This window comes from Zhongshania aquimaris, from assembly GCF_019312595.1.
In the GTDB taxonomy this organism is placed as follows: Bacteria; Pseudomonadota; Gammaproteobacteria; order Pseudomonadales; family Spongiibacteraceae; genus Spongiibacter; species Spongiibacter aquimaris.
Genome location: NZ_JAHWDQ010000001.1, coordinates 693,139 through 708,508, shown reverse-complemented (window position 1 = coordinate 708,508; position 15,370 = coordinate 693,139). Strand labels below are relative to the sequence as shown.

General features: G+C 50.8%; 17 protein-coding genes. 7 read left to right on the top strand and 10 right to left on the bottom strand.

Annotation, left to right across the window (positions count from 1 at the left end):
- The first annotated feature begins 116 nt into the window (after positions 1 to 116).
- A complete protein-coding gene (locus KXJ70_RS03330; protein ID WP_219042026.1) occupies positions 117 to 875 on the top strand; it encodes a class I SAM-dependent methyltransferase in 759 nt (252 codons plus the stop codon).
- 11 nt (positions 876 to 886) lie between these two features.
- On the opposite strand, the gene dapE is transcribed toward KXJ70_RS03330, so the two are convergent.
- Positions 887 to 2,026, bottom strand: a complete 1,140-nt coding sequence (gene dapE / locus KXJ70_RS03325) for a succinyl-diaminopimelate desuccinylase (protein WP_219042025.1) — start codon at positions 2,024 to 2,026, stop codon at positions 887 to 889.
- Positions 2,027 to 2,304: 278 nt separating this feature from the next.
- Here dapE and KXJ70_RS03320 point away from each other — a divergent pair, with 278 nt between their 5' ends.
- Together KXJ70_RS03320 and KXJ70_RS03315 are read left to right on the top strand one after the other, a co-directional pair.
- Positions 2,305 to 3,915, top strand: a complete 1,611-nt coding sequence (locus KXJ70_RS03320) for a class I adenylate-forming enzyme family protein (RefSeq protein WP_219042024.1) — start codon at positions 2,305 to 2,307, stop codon at positions 3,913 to 3,915.
- A gap of 187 nt (positions 3,916 to 4,102) precedes the next feature.
- The gene (locus KXJ70_RS03315; protein ID WP_219042023.1) at positions 4,103 to 4,291 is read left to right on the top strand and encodes a hypothetical protein; all 189 of its coding nucleotides are present in this window, start codon (positions 4,103 to 4,105) and stop codon (positions 4,289 to 4,291) included.
- A 60-nt stretch (positions 4,292 to 4,351) separates the two neighbouring features.
- Here KXJ70_RS03315 and KXJ70_RS03310 read toward each other — a convergent pair whose 3' ends face one another.
- Both KXJ70_RS03310 and KXJ70_RS03305 read right to left on the bottom strand, forming a co-directional pair.
- On the bottom strand, positions 4,352 to 4,780 hold the full coding sequence (locus tag KXJ70_RS03310; RefSeq protein WP_219042022.1) for an MAPEG family protein: 429 nt from the start codon (positions 4,778 to 4,780) through the stop codon (positions 4,352 to 4,354).
- 112 nt (positions 4,781 to 4,892) lie between these two features.
- Complete coding sequence (locus tag KXJ70_RS03305; protein WP_219042021.1) at positions 4,893 to 5,177, bottom strand: hypothetical protein; 285 nt, start codon at positions 5,175 to 5,177, stop codon at positions 4,893 to 4,895.
- Positions 5,178 to 5,352: 175 nt separating this feature from the next.
- On the opposite strand from KXJ70_RS03305, the gene KXJ70_RS03300 reads away from it, so the two are divergent.
- On the top strand, positions 5,353 to 5,652 hold the full coding sequence (locus KXJ70_RS03300; RefSeq protein WP_219042020.1) for a hypothetical protein: 300 nt from the start codon (positions 5,353 to 5,355) through the stop codon (positions 5,650 to 5,652).
- Positions 5,653 to 5,666: 14 nt separating this feature from the next.
- Positions 5,667 to 6,029 carry a VOC family protein gene (locus KXJ70_RS03295; protein WP_219042019.1) on the top strand — a complete coding sequence of 121 codons (363 nt, stop codon included), beginning with the start codon at positions 5,667 to 5,669 and terminating at the stop codon, positions 6,027 to 6,029.
- Here the strand turns inward: KXJ70_RS03295 and KXJ70_RS03290 are convergent.
- Positions 6,026 to 6,946, bottom strand: coding sequence for a sterol desaturase family protein (locus tag KXJ70_RS03290; protein WP_255558173.1), 921 nt, complete (start codon positions 6,944 to 6,946; stop codon positions 6,026 to 6,028). The genes KXJ70_RS03295 and KXJ70_RS03290 overlap by 4 nt on opposite strands.
- Positions 6,947 to 7,070: 124 nt before the next feature.
- Here KXJ70_RS03290 and KXJ70_RS03285 point away from each other — a divergent pair, with 124 nt between their 5' ends.
- Complete coding sequence (locus tag KXJ70_RS03285; protein WP_219042018.1) at positions 7,071 to 8,069, top strand: AraC family transcriptional regulator; 999 nt, start codon at positions 7,071 to 7,073, stop codon at positions 8,067 to 8,069.
- A 122-nt stretch (positions 8,070 to 8,191) separates the two neighbouring features.
- Positions 8,192 to 10,918 carry a tetratricopeptide repeat protein gene (locus KXJ70_RS03280; RefSeq protein WP_219042017.1) on the top strand — a complete coding sequence of 909 codons (2,727 nt, stop codon included), beginning with the start codon at positions 8,192 to 8,194 and terminating at the stop codon, positions 10,916 to 10,918.
- Between the two features lie 11 nt (positions 10,919 to 10,929).
- Here the strand turns inward: KXJ70_RS03280 and KXJ70_RS03275 are convergent, their stop codons facing one another.
- The 6 genes from KXJ70_RS03275 to KXJ70_RS03250 form a co-directional block, all read right to left on the bottom strand.
- Entirely contained in the window at positions 10,930 to 11,376 is a 447-nt protein-coding gene (locus KXJ70_RS03275) for a DUF1499 domain-containing protein (protein ID WP_219042016.1), read from the bottom strand.
- Between the two features lie 101 nt (positions 11,377 to 11,477).
- Positions 11,478 to 12,014, bottom strand: coding sequence for a YaeQ family protein (locus KXJ70_RS03270; RefSeq protein ID WP_219042015.1), 537 nt, complete (start codon positions 12,012 to 12,014; stop codon positions 11,478 to 11,480).
- A gap of 56 nt (positions 12,015 to 12,070) precedes the next feature.
- Positions 12,071 to 12,496, bottom strand: coding sequence for a YqaA family protein (locus KXJ70_RS03265; protein WP_219042014.1), 426 nt, complete (start codon positions 12,494 to 12,496; stop codon positions 12,071 to 12,073).
- On the bottom strand, positions 12,493 to 13,158 hold the full coding sequence (locus KXJ70_RS03260; protein WP_219042013.1) for a gamma-glutamyl-gamma-aminobutyrate hydrolase family protein: 666 nt from the start codon (positions 13,156 to 13,158) through the stop codon (positions 12,493 to 12,495). Before KXJ70_RS03260 ends, KXJ70_RS03265 begins: the two co-directional genes overlap by 4 nt.
- Positions 13,155 to 14,171, bottom strand: coding sequence for an amidoligase family protein (locus KXJ70_RS03255; protein WP_219042012.1), 1,017 nt, complete (start codon positions 14,169 to 14,171; stop codon positions 13,155 to 13,157). The genes KXJ70_RS03260 and KXJ70_RS03255 overlap by 4 nt, the downstream gene beginning before the upstream one ends.
- The gene (locus KXJ70_RS03250; protein ID WP_219042011.1) at positions 14,164 to 15,237 is read right to left on the bottom strand and encodes an AI-2E family transporter; all 1,074 of its coding nucleotides are present in this window, start codon (positions 15,235 to 15,237) and stop codon (positions 14,164 to 14,166) included. The genes KXJ70_RS03255 and KXJ70_RS03250 overlap by 8 nt, the downstream gene beginning before the upstream one ends.
- Positions 15,238 to 15,370: the final 133 nt, after the last annotated feature.

Below are 15,370 nucleotides of genomic sequence, written 5' to 3'. Positions count from 1 at the left end.
AGCTGGTATAGACATTATCTGCGCCTGCTATCTTTGCGAGAAACCATGTCGAAGGCTGTTCGCGTCGCGCTAAATATCCTAACATCACGCCTTCGCCCATTGCCGACAGACTTTTCGTGACCGCACCCTCAACGCCGCTCGTTTTGAATACCGCCAGCACCAGCGCCGATTTAGCGCAGGAGCTCGGCCTGCGTATGGTCGATGACTGGAGCGAAAACGCGGATCAGGTGTATGTGTTTTACGACGCCGACCGCTTGGTTGTTGGTCTATCACCAGTCAATAGAGAACACCCGGTCGCCGTCGATTTTGAATTGGCTTTGCGCAACCGCCACCCAGGAAAAGAATTATTGATAAAAGCCGTGGGAGGCAGCCGCAACCGTGCCAGTGTGCTTGACGCGACAGCAGGCTTGGGGCGCGACAGCTTTTTAATGGCGAGCCACGGCTGCACGGTGACCATGTGTGAACGCATGCCGGTGGTAGCGGCACTATTGGCGGATGGCTTGCGCCGCGCTGAAAAGGCCGATGATTGTGTCGAGATTGCGAGCCGAATGGGATTGCATCAAGGTAGCGCGACGGATTATTTGGCGGCGTTGGCTGAGGACGACTGTCCCGACGTGGTGTATTTAGACCCTATGTTTCCGGTGTCTGGCAAATCCGCGCTGGTGAAAAAAGAAATGCGTTTGTTTCATTCGCTGGTCGGCCTGGACGAGGACAGCGATGCGCTGCTGGATTTGGCTCTGCAGCGCGCCCGTCACCGAGTGGTGGTCAAGCGCCCGCCAAAAGCACCGTATTTGGCAGAGCGGAAGCCGCAGTTATCCATTGCCGGAAAAGCGGTGCGCTTTGACATCTATCCTTTAAAAGCCTTCGCTAAATAAGAATGTCGACATTACTTCGCTAACAGCTCTTTCAACATACCTTCGTACATCAGCGACAGCTTATCTAAATCCTCTGCGTTAACGCATTCATCCACTTTGTGAATGGTGGCGTTAACGGGGCCAAGTTCCACAACCTGGGCGCCGGTAGGTGCAATAAAGCGACCATCGGAGGTGCCGCCAGCGGTAGACAAAATGGTGTCGGCGCCAGTGACGGCCTTGATCGCAACTTGCGCTGCTTCAACCAGTGGGCCCTCGGATGTCAGGAAAGGTTGGCCGCTTAAATTCCAGTCGATACTGTAATCTAAACCGTATTGATCGAGTAGCGCCAGGGTGCGAGTTTTTAAAATATCCGCAGTTAATTCGGTAGAAAAGCGGAAGTTAAATACCACCTCTAGCTCACCAGGGATGACATTCGTTGCGCCGGTGCCACCGTTGATATTCGAAATTTGGAAGGATGTGGCGGGGAAGAAATCATTGCCTTCATCCCATATTTCATCGGCAAGGGCGGCGAGCGCAGGGGCGGCTAAGTGAATAGGGTTTTTCGCTAAATGAGGGTAGGCGACATGGCCCTGTACACCGCGCACTGTCATCACCGCGCCAAGGGAGCCGCGACGGCCATTTTTAATGACATCGCCCACGCTATCGGTCGAAGAGGGCTCGCCAACCAAACACCAGGTGATTTTTTCGTTCTGCTGTTCCAACCATTCCACGACTTTGACGGTGCCGTTGATCGCTGGACCCTCTTCATCGCTGGTAATTAAAAAGGCGATGCGGCCGCTGTGATCGGGGTGGGCGGCGACAAAGTTTTCGCAGGCGGTAATCATGGCGGCCAGGCTGCCCTTCATATCGGCAGCGCCGCGACCGCGCAGCATGCCGTCTTGAATGACCGCTTCAAAGGGCTGGGTTTGCCATTTGGCGGCGGGCCCCGTTGGCACTACATCGGTATGGCCAGCAAAGCAAAATATGGGACCGCTGCTGCCGTGGACAGCCCAGAAATTATCGACGTCGCCAAAGCGCAGTGACTGGCACTGAAAGCCAATTTTCTCTAGGCGTGCCATCATAATTGCCTGACAATCAGCGTCAGCAGGGGTGACTGAGGGGCGTTCGATGAGTTCGCAGGCAAGTTGTAAAGTGGGGGATAGCGCTGTCATAAGGTGGTGTCGGCTTCTTTAAAGGGGAATGTATCAAGGCAGCTGCCATTGTGTCAGCGCGGTATTCTAACAGAATCTAACTGTGCATAAAGGCGCTTTAGCCGCTGGGGCTAGGACTGACCGAAACACTCATTATCATCACGAATGAGTGGAAATGTCATAGAGGGTGCTGGGCAGCTTGGCTATTATCAAATGCCTAAATGGTAATGCTGCCCGCAATGCAGATAGCGTAAGGCGGCATGCTTTCAAAAACCATAATGAGAATCAGAGGAAAGGCTATGAGCATGGATTTGGATATCGCGGTCGCTGCCGCCGAATTCGATTTTGCAGATCAGGACATTCCCCAGCGCCTGCGTCATTGGGCGCGTGTAAAACCCGATCACCCATTTATGATTTGGGAGCCGCGCTCTGCTGAAGATCGCAGCTGGACCTACCAGGCCTTTGACGAAGAGACCGGAAAGATCGCGGCGGGCTTATACGCCAAAGGTGTGCGCAAACACGACAAGGTGATGATCCACGCAGAAAACTGCCCAGAAATGGTATTAGCTTGGTATGCGTGTGCCAAGATCGGCGCGGTGGGTGTGACCACCAATACTCGCAGCGTGGGCGGCGAAATTGAATACTTCGCGCGTCATACCGAAGCGGTTGGCGCCATTACCCAGCCCAAGTTTTTAGAGGAAGTGCGTAAAAGCGCTACCGGCTTAAAGTGGATTGTGGTGACGGATGACAACTCCGGTGAAGTTGCCGAAGAATCTAAAAACGGTGCCGATGCGTTTAGCAGTTTATACGGCGACGCTGAATCGTTGCCTGCGCGCCCGGCAGAACCGATGTTGCCAGCGGGTATTATGTTTACCTCGGGCACCACGTCGCTGCCTAAAGCCGTTGTTCATACCCATGCCAATGCTCTGTGGTCTGGCAATATGGGCTCGCAAAGTATGGGCATGAATACCGACAGCGTTTATCTCGGGTTTTTACCTTTCTTCCACGTCAACTGTCAAAGCTGGGCGTTCTGGGGCTCTCTTGGTGTCGGCGCGACGGCGGTATTGCTGCCTAAGTTTTCCGCTAGCCGATTCTGGGAAATTATTGAGAAGCATCAGGTCAGTCACTGCTCAATGATTCCCTTTGTGTTTAAGGCGATTGGTATGCAAGCGGTGCCTGAAAAGCACAGCTTAAAAGTGATGCCGATGGGTATTATTTGGAAAGAAATTGAAGGCTGGCTCAAGGCCAAACCCTTTGCAAGCTGGGGTATGACTGAAACCGTCACCCACGCTACCCGTTCTGATTTTGTGAGCGATTGGCCGCAGGGCTCTATCGGCAAACCCACGCCGGGTTACCATTTGGCGGTGGTGAACCCTGAAACCGGCGCCATGTGTAAAAAAGGCGAGATTGGCGAGTTGTGGGTGCAGGGCACACGCGGCGTGAATATCTTCCTTGAGTACTACAAAAACGAGGAGGCCATGGCCAAATCGTTTACACCCAACGGCTGGTTCAAAACTGGCGACATGGTCAGCGTCGGTGATGAAGGGAATTTCTTTTTCACTGATCGCGATAAGGACGCGCTCAAAGTGGGGGGGGAAAACGTTTCAGCCCGCCAGGTTGAAGAAGTATGTATGCAAGTGCCAGGTGGCGGCGTAGGTGAAGTGGCAATTGTCGCGAAATCCCATGAGATGTTAGACATGGTGCCGGTTGCATTTGTCATTAAAGGTTGGGGAGCGCCGGAGGACGAAGCGGCTTTTGGTCAGGCGATTATCGATCATTGCAAAGCCAATCTTGCCGACTTTAAAGTACCCCGTGCGGTGTATTTTGTGGACGAGTTCCCACGTGCAACTTTAGAGAAAGTGGCTAAGAATAAGCTGCGAGAAATGGCGGACGAAATGCCAGCGGTGTAATTCGTTATCGTTGTTTACAAAGGCCGCGAAAGCGGCCTTTTTTTATTTCTATGTTAGTGTTTTGTCATAAAATCATCCTAATTTTGTCATCTGCTGGGTATAGCATTCGTCTTGCTGAAGAGCGCTAGGGCTTTGGCAATCGATTATTGGTTTCCAATACATGTAGATGAGCAAAAAGGGTTGTGATATGGATCGCTATATTAAGCAACACGGTACCTTCTCTAACTTACATCAACAGCATGCGAGTGCTGAAATTGCTCGACAGATTGATGAGTTCTTACATAATGGCGGTAAAATTGAGAAGTTGAATGGGCCTCAATTTCAGCCGCATCGGGTGGTTCGTATTGGCAATGGCATGATCACAGAAGCATTGTAGACGGGTGTATGCGCGGATATTGTCGTAACACAGCGAGAATGTCCGCGCAGTGAAGATAGTTTAATTCAGTAAAATCATTGCAGCGTTAATAGCCATGATAAGCAAGGCGATAGACGTCAATAAAAATATTGTAAAGCGCAACATCACTTTGTTAATGGTTGCATGTACTAGACTGTGTACGATGCGGCCACCGACGTAAAGCCACGCTAGGCTAAGGTTTAGGCCGTCGCCGCCGCCAATGAAGGCGAGCAAAAATGCCGTGGCGTAAAATAATGTTGGTTGCTCTACTAGGTGGTTGTAGTTATCTGCCTTCCACTGTGTTTTGGGTGGCAACTGTAGCGCAAGTTCGCTAGTGCGTTCACCGGCTTCGGGTTTTAATTTTAGCTTTGCGATCATCGGTAAGCGCACCAGCGCCATCCAAAATAACATCACAAACGTCCATAGAATAAGAACAACGACTGGGGTGAATATGGGTGAGTGTTCTAACATAGTATTTCCTCATTATTATTGAATTCATATTATCGGTGTTATTTGCTGTTGCTGCCATGATTGATTTGCTGGTCACAGAAGCGGGCTTGGCAATGTCTAAGAGGCGTCATTGCTAGTGAATATTTTCCGGCGTATAACAGATTTGCTGCTTTTGTATTTCGATACCGACACTAGCCAAGGTATTCTTAATTAAAGAACTAAGTGGGGCCTCCTTGATGGCTGCCCCTAGCGAGTCGTCTGTGAATACACAGCGAACAAGCAGACTACTTGGGAATTTCTTGTAATCAACGGTATGCGTTAGCCACAGGAAGCCATCGGTATGATCAAGTGCATGTTCACAAACCTCGGTGAGTTTTACACGTATGGCATTGTCTAATTTCTTATCGTTTTTGCGCATAGCTTGAGTGATAGTGAATTTTTACATTGGGGTGGAATACTACGGGTGGAGTGGGTGTACGGCAATGAAATATGCCGATAATGTGTGTAAATCAATATCGGTAGCACTTTCTGCCTTCCTAACGGTCATATTGACGTGGAAACCATAGATAAAAAATCAGAATTGGGAGCGAAGGATGAAAACAACAATCGGAATGCTAGCGCTCGTATTATTGTTTGGAGCTGTTGGTGTGTTAGCCAAGCCTCCGGGTGGGGAGCTGCCACCAGGTTTGCAGAAGAAGATTGATGAGGGTCGCCAATTGCCACCCGGTTGGCAAAAGAAGTTACAGGTTGGCTATCGTTTAGACCCGGATATCTATGCGCATGGTCGTGTTGTCGTGCCGGTTGATAACCGTGGACACGTTATTGTGACGATTGAAGATCGTCGATTACGTTTAGTTCAAGCGACGCTAGAAATACTTGAGATTTTAAATTAAATGGGAGCGGGCTTATGAATGCTCATGGCAAAATTAATTATATTGAGTTGCCCGCTGCAGATATTGACGCTGTTAAGGGGTTTTTTACGAAAGCCTTTGGCTGGTCGTTTACCGATTATGGTGCGGATTACACCGCCTTTTCCGATGGGGTGCTAGACGGCGGGTTTTATCGCGCAGAGCTGTCGTCGACCGTCGCTAATGGTAGTGCACTAGTGGTTTTTTATAGCGAAACGCTTGAGGAAACCCGCAACACGGTTGTACTTTCCGGTGGGACAATACTAAAAGAAATATATGATTTCCCCGGCGGTCGCCGCTTTCATTTTGCCGACCCTAACGGCAACGAGTATGCCGTTTGGTCTGAGCCGGCAAAAACCTAGATTTTTTCTATTAACGGTGATTTCGCAAGTGCAGCTTGCTGATCACCGTATTGCTCATCTACCCATTCCGGGTGTTTGTAAATAATTCGTAAATCTTTATGTCGCCACACATCTTGCGCCATCTCTACCCAGCCGTGAATTTGTAAGTAGAGTGGGTTATAGGGCTTTTCTGGCATGCGAGTAACGCCATATTTAATCTCGCCGGCGTCATCTTCGCTGCGAAACGTACCGAACATTTTATCCCAAAAAATAAAGATGCCGCCAAAGTTGCGATCTATCTGCGCTGCGTTGCTGCCGTGATGAACGCGATGGTGCGAGGGTGTATTCATCACCTTTTCGAGAACGCCGAGTTTGCGTATTTGCTCGGTGTGCAGAAAGAATTGATAAACTAGATTGCCCTCAATGGCCAGCAGCACCCAATTTTTGTCGAAACCGACGAGAGCGGCGGGAATCCACCACAATACCCAGCTGCCTGAAAAGGCAAAGGTGAAATTCTGTCGCAGCGCGGTAGAGAAATTCATGTGTTCAGATGAGTGGTGGGTGATATGCCCGCTCCAGAACCAGCGTACCTTGTGCATCATGTAGTGATTGATATAAAAACAAAAATCAATGAAGACGATTAATGCCAATATGCTGACTGCCGAGGCCGCGGGGTTCCATTGTAGGCCGTATTGGTAAACCCATAGGTAAAAGGCTTGGATGAATAGCGCGACGGCGATGCCGTCGACTATTTTGTAGGAGAAGCCAGCAGCCAGATTGGCGACGGTTTCGCGGGGGTGGTATACACCGCTTTTACCGCTGCGGCGAACATAGACAAATTCTGCCGCGATAACCGCGAGGAATAGCGCGCCGAAGGCAGTGACAAAAAATAGAGCATGAAGAACATCTTGCACGCGAAGACCTCGTCGAGTGTTCAATAAGAGTTATTATCTTAGGGCGCTAAGCTCAAGGTATATTGACTATTCGAGACACTTTTTTGACATTTAGCGCCATCATCACGATGATGTAGCAACAAAGACCAAGACACCTCAGAGAATATCGATGCTTGCACAGTTACAGCTTAGCGGTGATTTGGCCGGCCTGCTTAGAGATTTTTTAGAGCAGGAGGGCGATGTGCATTGTGAGCTATATACAAATTTGCAGAGCTACAGCCTTAGTAGTCGCATGAGTTTTGCGCAGTGGTGGGCTCTGCTGGATAAAATTCAAGCCCGTTTTCCCGATCGCAATATTGGTTTAGCGTTGGGTCAGTGCGTGCGTTCCAAGCATCTTGGCGTGCTTGGCTATTTAACTTTGGCCAGTGATACCTTGGCTGATGCGCTCGGCGCATTTCAGCGTTATCAGCGCCTACTTCACGACGGCGAGAAAGCCAAAGTCAGCATCCAAAATGACATCATGGTGATGAGCTGGACCAGCGATTACGGCCCCTCTACTCAGCTTTCTGATGAGGTGTTGCTGGCGGGGCTGCTGGCCTTTATCCGTCAAATGACAGCAAAGCCAGATCTGTCGCCACTGCAGGTCGATTTTATTTTTCCCGCTCCAGAAACGACTGAGGACTATGACAAGGTGTTCAATGTTGCAGCTGGTTTTTCCCAGCCCGCGACGGCCATTTACTTTCCCCTCGAATATCTGAATTTGCCGATTAGTAATAGCGACCCAGGCTTGCGTAGCTTATTGGAGCGACAGGCGCAGGCATCGCTGGCGATTCTTCCCGATAGCGAAGGGTTTGCCGGCGCCCTGAGAAGTGTATTGCTCAGGGCACTGCAAAGCGGTCGCAGTACCTCCGCCGATGTGGCGGCAATGTTAAATATGTCAGAACGCACCTTGTTTCGGCGTTTGAATGAGCAGGGTTTGAATTTTAAGGCGCTGCTCTCGCAGCTTCGTGTTCAGTTAGCGCGGGAGTATCTCGCTGATTCGAGATTGAGCTTGAGTGAAATTGCGCTGTTGCTTGGCTATTCGGAGCAGAGCGCCTTTAACCGCGCATTTAAGCGTGAAACCGGGCTTACTCCGCGTCAGTGCCAAGTGCGCAAATTACGTGAGTGAAGCAGGTAGTTATGGGGAGGTAGGGGTTATTCGTAATAGTCCTTGGCGCAGCTAAACACTATTATTCGCGATGACATAGTCGTCATTGTAGTGCGTTCTGAATTGCGAAACGGGAAAGTTGAGTGGCGAAAAACAAAAATAAAAGTAAGACCGGCGGTGCGAAAGTTCGCTCACAGGCGTTCAAACGCCCTAGCAGTGATGGGTCGCAAGTTTTGCCCGCGACTGCTCAAAACCTATTTCAGCAGGCCTTATATCATCATAAGCAGGGGCAGCTGAATGCCGCCGCGCAGGGCTATCAAAAAGTGTTGGCTGAGTTTCCTGGCCATGCTGATTCCTTGCATTTACTCGCTCTAGTAGCACAGAGTTTACATAATCCCGCTCAAGCCAGCGCGCTGATCGAGCAGGCGATTAAATTAAGCCCTAAGATTGCTCAGTATCATTTTAACCACGGCGTGGTGTTGCAGGGACTTAGCAATGACCAGGCGGCGATTGATGCCTATCGCAATGCGATACGTCTAAAGCCTGATTATCAGCAAGCCTATGAAAACCTCGGTGTGGCCTTGCAGGACAGCGGTAGCGATGAGGCCGCACTAAAAGCGTATCAGCAAGCCCTAGAGCAAAACCCGCACTCAGTGCTCGCGTTAAAAAACTTAGGTACCTTGTATTTTAAATCGGGTCATACGGCGCTGTCGCTGCAGTGCTTTGAACACGCACTTCGGCTTTCGCCTGTGGACCCAGAGTTGCGCCTCAAACGCTCCGGCAGCCTGCTGCGCTTAGGTCAATGGCAAAAGGGTTGGCGAGAGTATCGATGGCGTTTTAGTGAGCAGTCTTTTCTGGAAAGCAATCCACCGCGTTCAACGGGTTTGCCCCACGCTGAAAAATTTAATATTGCCGGGCGGCGAGTATTTGTCGGCAGTGAGCAGGGCTTGGGCGATGAAGTTATGTTCGCTTCCTGTTTTAGTGACCTGATTTCTTCCGCGGCATCCTGTGTTCTTGAATGCGATCCCCGACTCGTTCCTCTGTGGGCGCGGTCTTTCCCCTCAGCGGAAGTGATTGCTAAGGGGGAACTCGATCCACACGGGCTTGATAGTTTTATCTCTGCCGGCGATTTGCCCATGTATTTTCGGCTAGACGACGCGGACTTTTCCGGTCGTGCTTATCTGAAGCCAGATAGTGAGAAATACGCTCACTGGCAAGGTCGATTTCAGGAGCTGGCGGGCAAGTTGAAGGTTGGTATTTGCTGGCGGGGTGGTGTGGAAGCCCGCGCGGTGAAAGAGCGCAGTATTGATCTAAAATATTGGCGCCCCTTGCTCAAGCGCAAAGATGTCAGTGTAGTGAATTTACAATATCGCTGTGAGTCTGAAGAGCTTAAACAGCTCGGTGAACATATCCATACCTTTGCCGATCTTGATACCTATGCAGATATTGATGGTTTAGCCGCATTGATGAGCAATCTTGATCTGGTGATATCAGTCGACAACACGACCGTGCATTTAGCGGGCGCGCTGGGTGTGCCGGTATGGGTCCTGCTGCCCTGTGGGCCGGAGCGCCGCTGGACCGACGATAGTGATGACAGTGTGTGGTATCAGTCCGCACGTCTGTTTCGTAAACAAGGCGGAGCTAAAGATGGCTGGCGTGATGTCATGGCAAGGCTTGTTGCAGCGCTAGATGAATTTACGCCACCGCAGCGCGACGAGCGTGATTTGATTCGTGTTGAGCGCGAGGCTAAGGCTGATGTGCTCGAAAGCGACGGAGCGAAGATCTGCGTATTAGTTAACGACACCTCTAACTGGTATCACTGGGGCTGCAGTGGCACCAGCTTAAGTATTCATCGCGCCTTGCGACGAAATGGTTATCGGGTAGATGGCTTGCCAATTGCGATGACGCAGAATCTGCCGGCCTTGCCGCAAAGCCCGGATGATTTTGATAGTGAGGAGGTTTACGCAAACTTTGCCGAGCACAATTCGCGTTTACTTGCTCGTCTCGTCAAGGCTGACGTGCTAGTGATTAATGGCGAGGGCAGCCTGCACGGTGGTGGTATGGTGCCAGTCGGCTTGCTGTATATCGCCCACATAGGGAAAACCCGTTTACGTAAAACGGTGCAAATAATTAATCACTCCTGCTACCCGCAAGATGGTGACTTGGCCACAGATGGACCCTTGAATACCCTGTATCAGCGGGTATACCAACAGCTAGATTATGTTGCAGTACGTGAGCCAGTGAGCTTCCGACTTTTACAATCCTTAGCGATTCCCTGTGTGCAGAGCTTCGATTGCTTGCCGCTATTTATTGAGACATTCGCTGAACTGCGCTCCAAGACGGTGACCGATAAGCCGTATATTGTGTTGACCGGATCGGTCGCTTGGGCAGAGGCGATCGCCGAACCCTTAACGCATTTTTTGCAACTGCAAATCGCAAACGGATACGGCATTAAAATATTAATTGGTGCCAGTGCTTTTTTGGCAGCCGATGACGTGGCTTTTGCGCAGTGGATGCAACGCAGCGCGGGGGGGCAGTTCGAGTTGCATATTGCCGATACGGAGCGGCAGTGGCTGGAGTGTATCGCTAACGCTGAGTTGCTAGTGTCTGGCCGTTTCCATCACAGTATTGCCGCTGCCTGTTTGGATACGCCGTTTATTGTCACCGAGAGCAATACCCCCAAGGTATTGGGTTTGTTGGAGTTACTTGGCATGTCAAATGCCTTGCTGAAAACTGACCAGGATTTCGTCACTAATTTACACGCAATGGCGGAGCAGCGGCTGCGTGACCCCGCGAGTTATGTATTGGCTGCTGAGCGCAGGACAATGCTGCTGAACTTGGCAGACAATAATTTTGCAGAATTGTATTAGTGCGCAGAGGTTTATTTTGAGCGTTGAAATTCGCTGCGCAGGGTTTCAATCCGCTGGCGATTGACTTCAAAGTCGTAGTATCCGATGCGGGAAGAACTGCGTACATCGACGGTGTTTTTTGACGGGGTATACAATAATTCCACATCATCTTTATAGCGAATGATTGCGGTGCTGGTGACGGCATGAAGATAATGGGTATCTCGACTAATCAATTCAGTGCGCGGCATGGCCAGCAATAAATTTTGCAAACGCTGCCAGTCGTCTTGCGATTTAACAGAAATCGGAGCGATATATTTCTCGCTATTGTTTTCAGTGCTGGAAACGCAGTGTGGCGCGGCGGGGCATGCTTGAAACTTACCACTGTCAGCGCCAAGCTGTGGCGCGCTGCAGGCGCTGAGCAGTGCGCAGATGAGTAAAGCCGTTGCTGCGTGTGCGATGTGGCGAATATTAGTAGGCATAAAAACCTCGATACGTTGACGTCAATGACAGGTCTACGTAGAAAATCAGCAATTGGAGTTTTATACCGCGTCAGTCAAGAGTGGTCTATGTTGAAGGAGTACTAGCAGTGCTCTATTAAACGTATTTCAATGTTATTTGCGTCATCGGAAAACCACACCGAATCTTCGTCAATGGTGCATTGCAGGCGCATGGTACGCTGAGCTATATCTCTTAAAGCACCAGAGTCTTCGGCGCTGATCTCAATGATTTTGACATTGCTGTGTTGCAGGACTTTACTGCGGTTTTCATCCCACCACATTTGCGCGGTGCGGCCGCCGTAAATAAAAATGATGACTTGCTTTGCAATAGCACGGGCTTTGCGTACGCGCTTTTCACTGGGCAGCCCCATTTCAATCCATAAGTCGATTTCGCCGGTGAGGGATTTTTGCCATAAATCGGGTTCGTCGTCGGTGCTTAAACCCTTGGTAAACTCCAGATGCTCGTCGGCGTATAAAGCGAAAGCGAGGATTCTCAGCATCATCCGCTCGCCGGTTTCTGATGGATGGCGAGCAACGGTAAATTGATGGCGCTGGTAGTAATGACGACGAAGGTCACTGATGTCTAAGGTGGTTTTAAAAAGCGTCGCGTTTAATGCCATTGTCAAATTCGCATATGAGCTGGGAGCGCTATTGTACGCAGATTTGAGCAAAGAGTTTACAGGGCATTTACGCCGCCAATAACCAGCGCGTAGCGCAGTCCTTTGCCTATCCCCACCAGAATAAAAAATGGAACAGCGGATATTCGCATAATACCGCCGACCACCGTAAGGGCGTCGCCGCCGATAGGCATCCATGACATCAGTAGTGTCCACTTGCCGTAGCGGGTAAACCAATTCTGGGCGCGGATAAGATCTGATTTCCGCGCTGGAAACCATTTGCGATCCGAGTAATGGCTGAGCTTCATGCCCATCCACCAATTAATACCGGCACCTAGGGTATTGCCCAAGGTGGCCGCCACCCATAGCCAAGCAGGGCTGAGTCCCGCATTGAGCTGCGCCACCAATAGAATTTCGGAATAAAATGGCAGTAGCGTGGCCGCGCCAAAGGCGGTAATAAACATCAGTAGGTATTGGCTGATCATGTATTTACGCTTGCTACCAGGTGTTTAAAAATATGCAGTTGTCGGGCTTGGAATGGCAGGTATTCTGGGTGCCACTGCACACCGATGTGACAGCGATGAGTCGTTGATTCTACCGCCTGAATAATATTGTCGGCGTCGCGTCCCGCGACCTGCAAGCCATCCCCGAGTTTGTGAATGGCTTGATGATGAAGGCTGTTGATGTGGCAGTGGTCACTGCCAAGTATTTTAAATAGCGAGCTGTTGGGGTCGACGTTCAAGGTTTTCCGTGGAATTAACATGCGCTTGTTCGACGTCAGGCGACGGTGTTCGCGCAGGTCGGTATACAGCGTGCCACCCAGCACGATATTAAAAAGTTGCGCGCCGCGGCATATCCCCAAAATGGGGAGGTCTTGAGCCAAGCTGCGTTCTAGCGCCATCATTTCAAAGCGGTCGCGCTCGCGATTGATTGGCGCAATGTCCGGTGCGTCTGGCATATACAATTGCTGGTCGATATCATCACCGCCACTGATAATGATGCCGTCAAGCGCCTCGGGAATGGCGCAGCGCTGCGGTGTTAAGCGATAAGCCACAGCGCCGCAGCGCCACAGCGCCCAGCGAATAAACCACCACGCTAGGGGTAGGTGGGTATCGTCTCCGGTTACACCAATCAGCGGTTTATTCACAGTAATTCCGGAATTAACCAGCGGCTGACGCTGCTTGCCCAATTGGTAAATAAATTCGCTGTCGGGTTGTCGAGGTATTTTCGGTAGCCTCGGCAGACCATATCCAGACGGCGTTTATCCATAGCTAGGTTGTCTACTTGCAGCCAGTCGCGGTAGGGGTGGATCAGTCCCCACTGCGGATCGTCGATAAGACTATTGGGCAGTCGGTAGTGCAGTGTTGGGCGGGCTTTTACCCGGTCATCCTTAACAGTGCGCCGCAGTCTTTCGTCGTCAATATGCGAGAACAGGGGCAGCATGTCTAAAGCCCGATTGCGTGTTGGGTTGTATTCAAGATAGTCATCGATCAACTGATTGATATCGGGTTCGTAGTCGCTACGCAGCAATAGTCTCACGTAGTCTTTGCCGAAGGGGTCTACGTACGAGGTTAGGCGGCGACTGAAATCGACATCGCAGCGCATTTTTAGCCAGTCGTAGAGACACAAGAAGGCACGGAGATAATCTCTAATGGTCTCTGCACTGCAGTCGGGCATCTCAGGGTTGAGCTGTAGGCCAAAGGCATTCTTTGCTGAAGCGTGGGTGCCCTGAGCGTCTGAGTCGCGCAGTTTTTGAAACAGGGTTTCAAGCTGCCAAAGTTCATTCATCGCAATTGGGGGCGCGACTACTTCAAATGGCACAAGCTGCTTGGCAATGGCACCCACAATGGCCTCGGCGAGTTCTTCTAAGTCGTTATTATCTGCCGATTCGTGACGCTCGCGGCTGATGCGTTTGATGTATGAAAAGTCGAGTTCAACGCCAAACTTGCCGAGTGATGACTCCACGACGTTGATTTCGTAGTCTGATACGGCTTCCGCCTTACCGCCATAGAGCGAAATAATCGTGTCGACAATGTCATTTATTTCCATGCCGGTAAATTCGATTTCCACGCCCAAGCGCCGTATTTTGCCGTCGGCAGTATTGCGGTGTTGCGGCATTGGCCACAGCGACTTGCGATAATCGTCCAATGAATCACTCATTTGTATCTCCAATGATATGGGCTACTGGTAGTAGGCGTTCGGTGTGCTGACAAACCACCTGGAATAGGGTGAGTAAGGGCACGGCGAGCAGTACACCGGGGGCGCCCCATAACCACCCCCAGAAGAATATCCACAAAAAAACGACGATCGGGTTTAGGCTGAATCGCAAGCCGTGGACAAAGGGGTCAATAAATTGACCGGTGAAAGCCGTGAATAAACCGTATGACAGCGGCGCGGCGAGAATGGCCGCGGGATTACTGTAACTAACGGCGCTGACAATAGTGAATAGAGCGAGCGTAATACTCACTCCTAAGTAGGGGATATAGCGCAATAGACTTGCGACTGCGCCCCAAAGCGCCGGGTCGGGGAACCCTGCCAGCCAAAGCCCCAGTGCGGTGATAGCGCCAACGGCGATATTGACGGCGGTAATTGTCATTAAATAACGCGACATTTGGGTCTGAGCGAGCTCTGCTATCCGTGTTACCACGGCTTTGTCTCTCTGGGTTGGAAGGCTGTGAATAAAGCGTTTCATCAGCGCTTCCCCAGATGTTAGTAAGAAGAACAGGAGAATAATACTGAGTGTGCCGTAAACCCCGAAGTTCTTTGCAATCTCCCCAAGCTCAGTACGCCAGCCGGCGTCGGCAATCACAACTTGGGTTATTTGCGGATCGCTGGCATTACTACTGAATTCATTGGCGAGGGAGTCAATGCTGCGGCTAGCCGCATCGACGCTGCCCTTGTCGGTGTTCACGTCATTGAGCTGGTCGCGCAACACGTCAACCGCTTCCGGTACACGTTGCAGCCAGTCGCTGGCCGGTGAGGCTAAAGCGTAAACACCGCCGCCAATCGCGCTCAAGCCAATTGCCATGATGATGGTTGCGCCGATGCTGCGCGGAACGCCAATCCCTTGTAGGCGGCTAACTGCGGGCGCGAGTAGTAAGGCAAAAATCAGTGCCAGGGTGATTGGCAACATGACATCTCTGGCTACTTGCAGGGTGTAAAGAATCGCAAGAATAGCGAGGATCTTGATTGCCCAATCAGATTTGTTATTCAGTTTTGTATCCATAGTTTTATTGTGGTCGTCGATATTCGAGTACTCGCTATTGCTTAAGGTGACGTGTGAGGAGTATCAGTTAACCGTTACGGCTTGGCGGCGGCATTGGCTTTTTCGCGACATCGCAAGCAAGCATGTTTGGCAA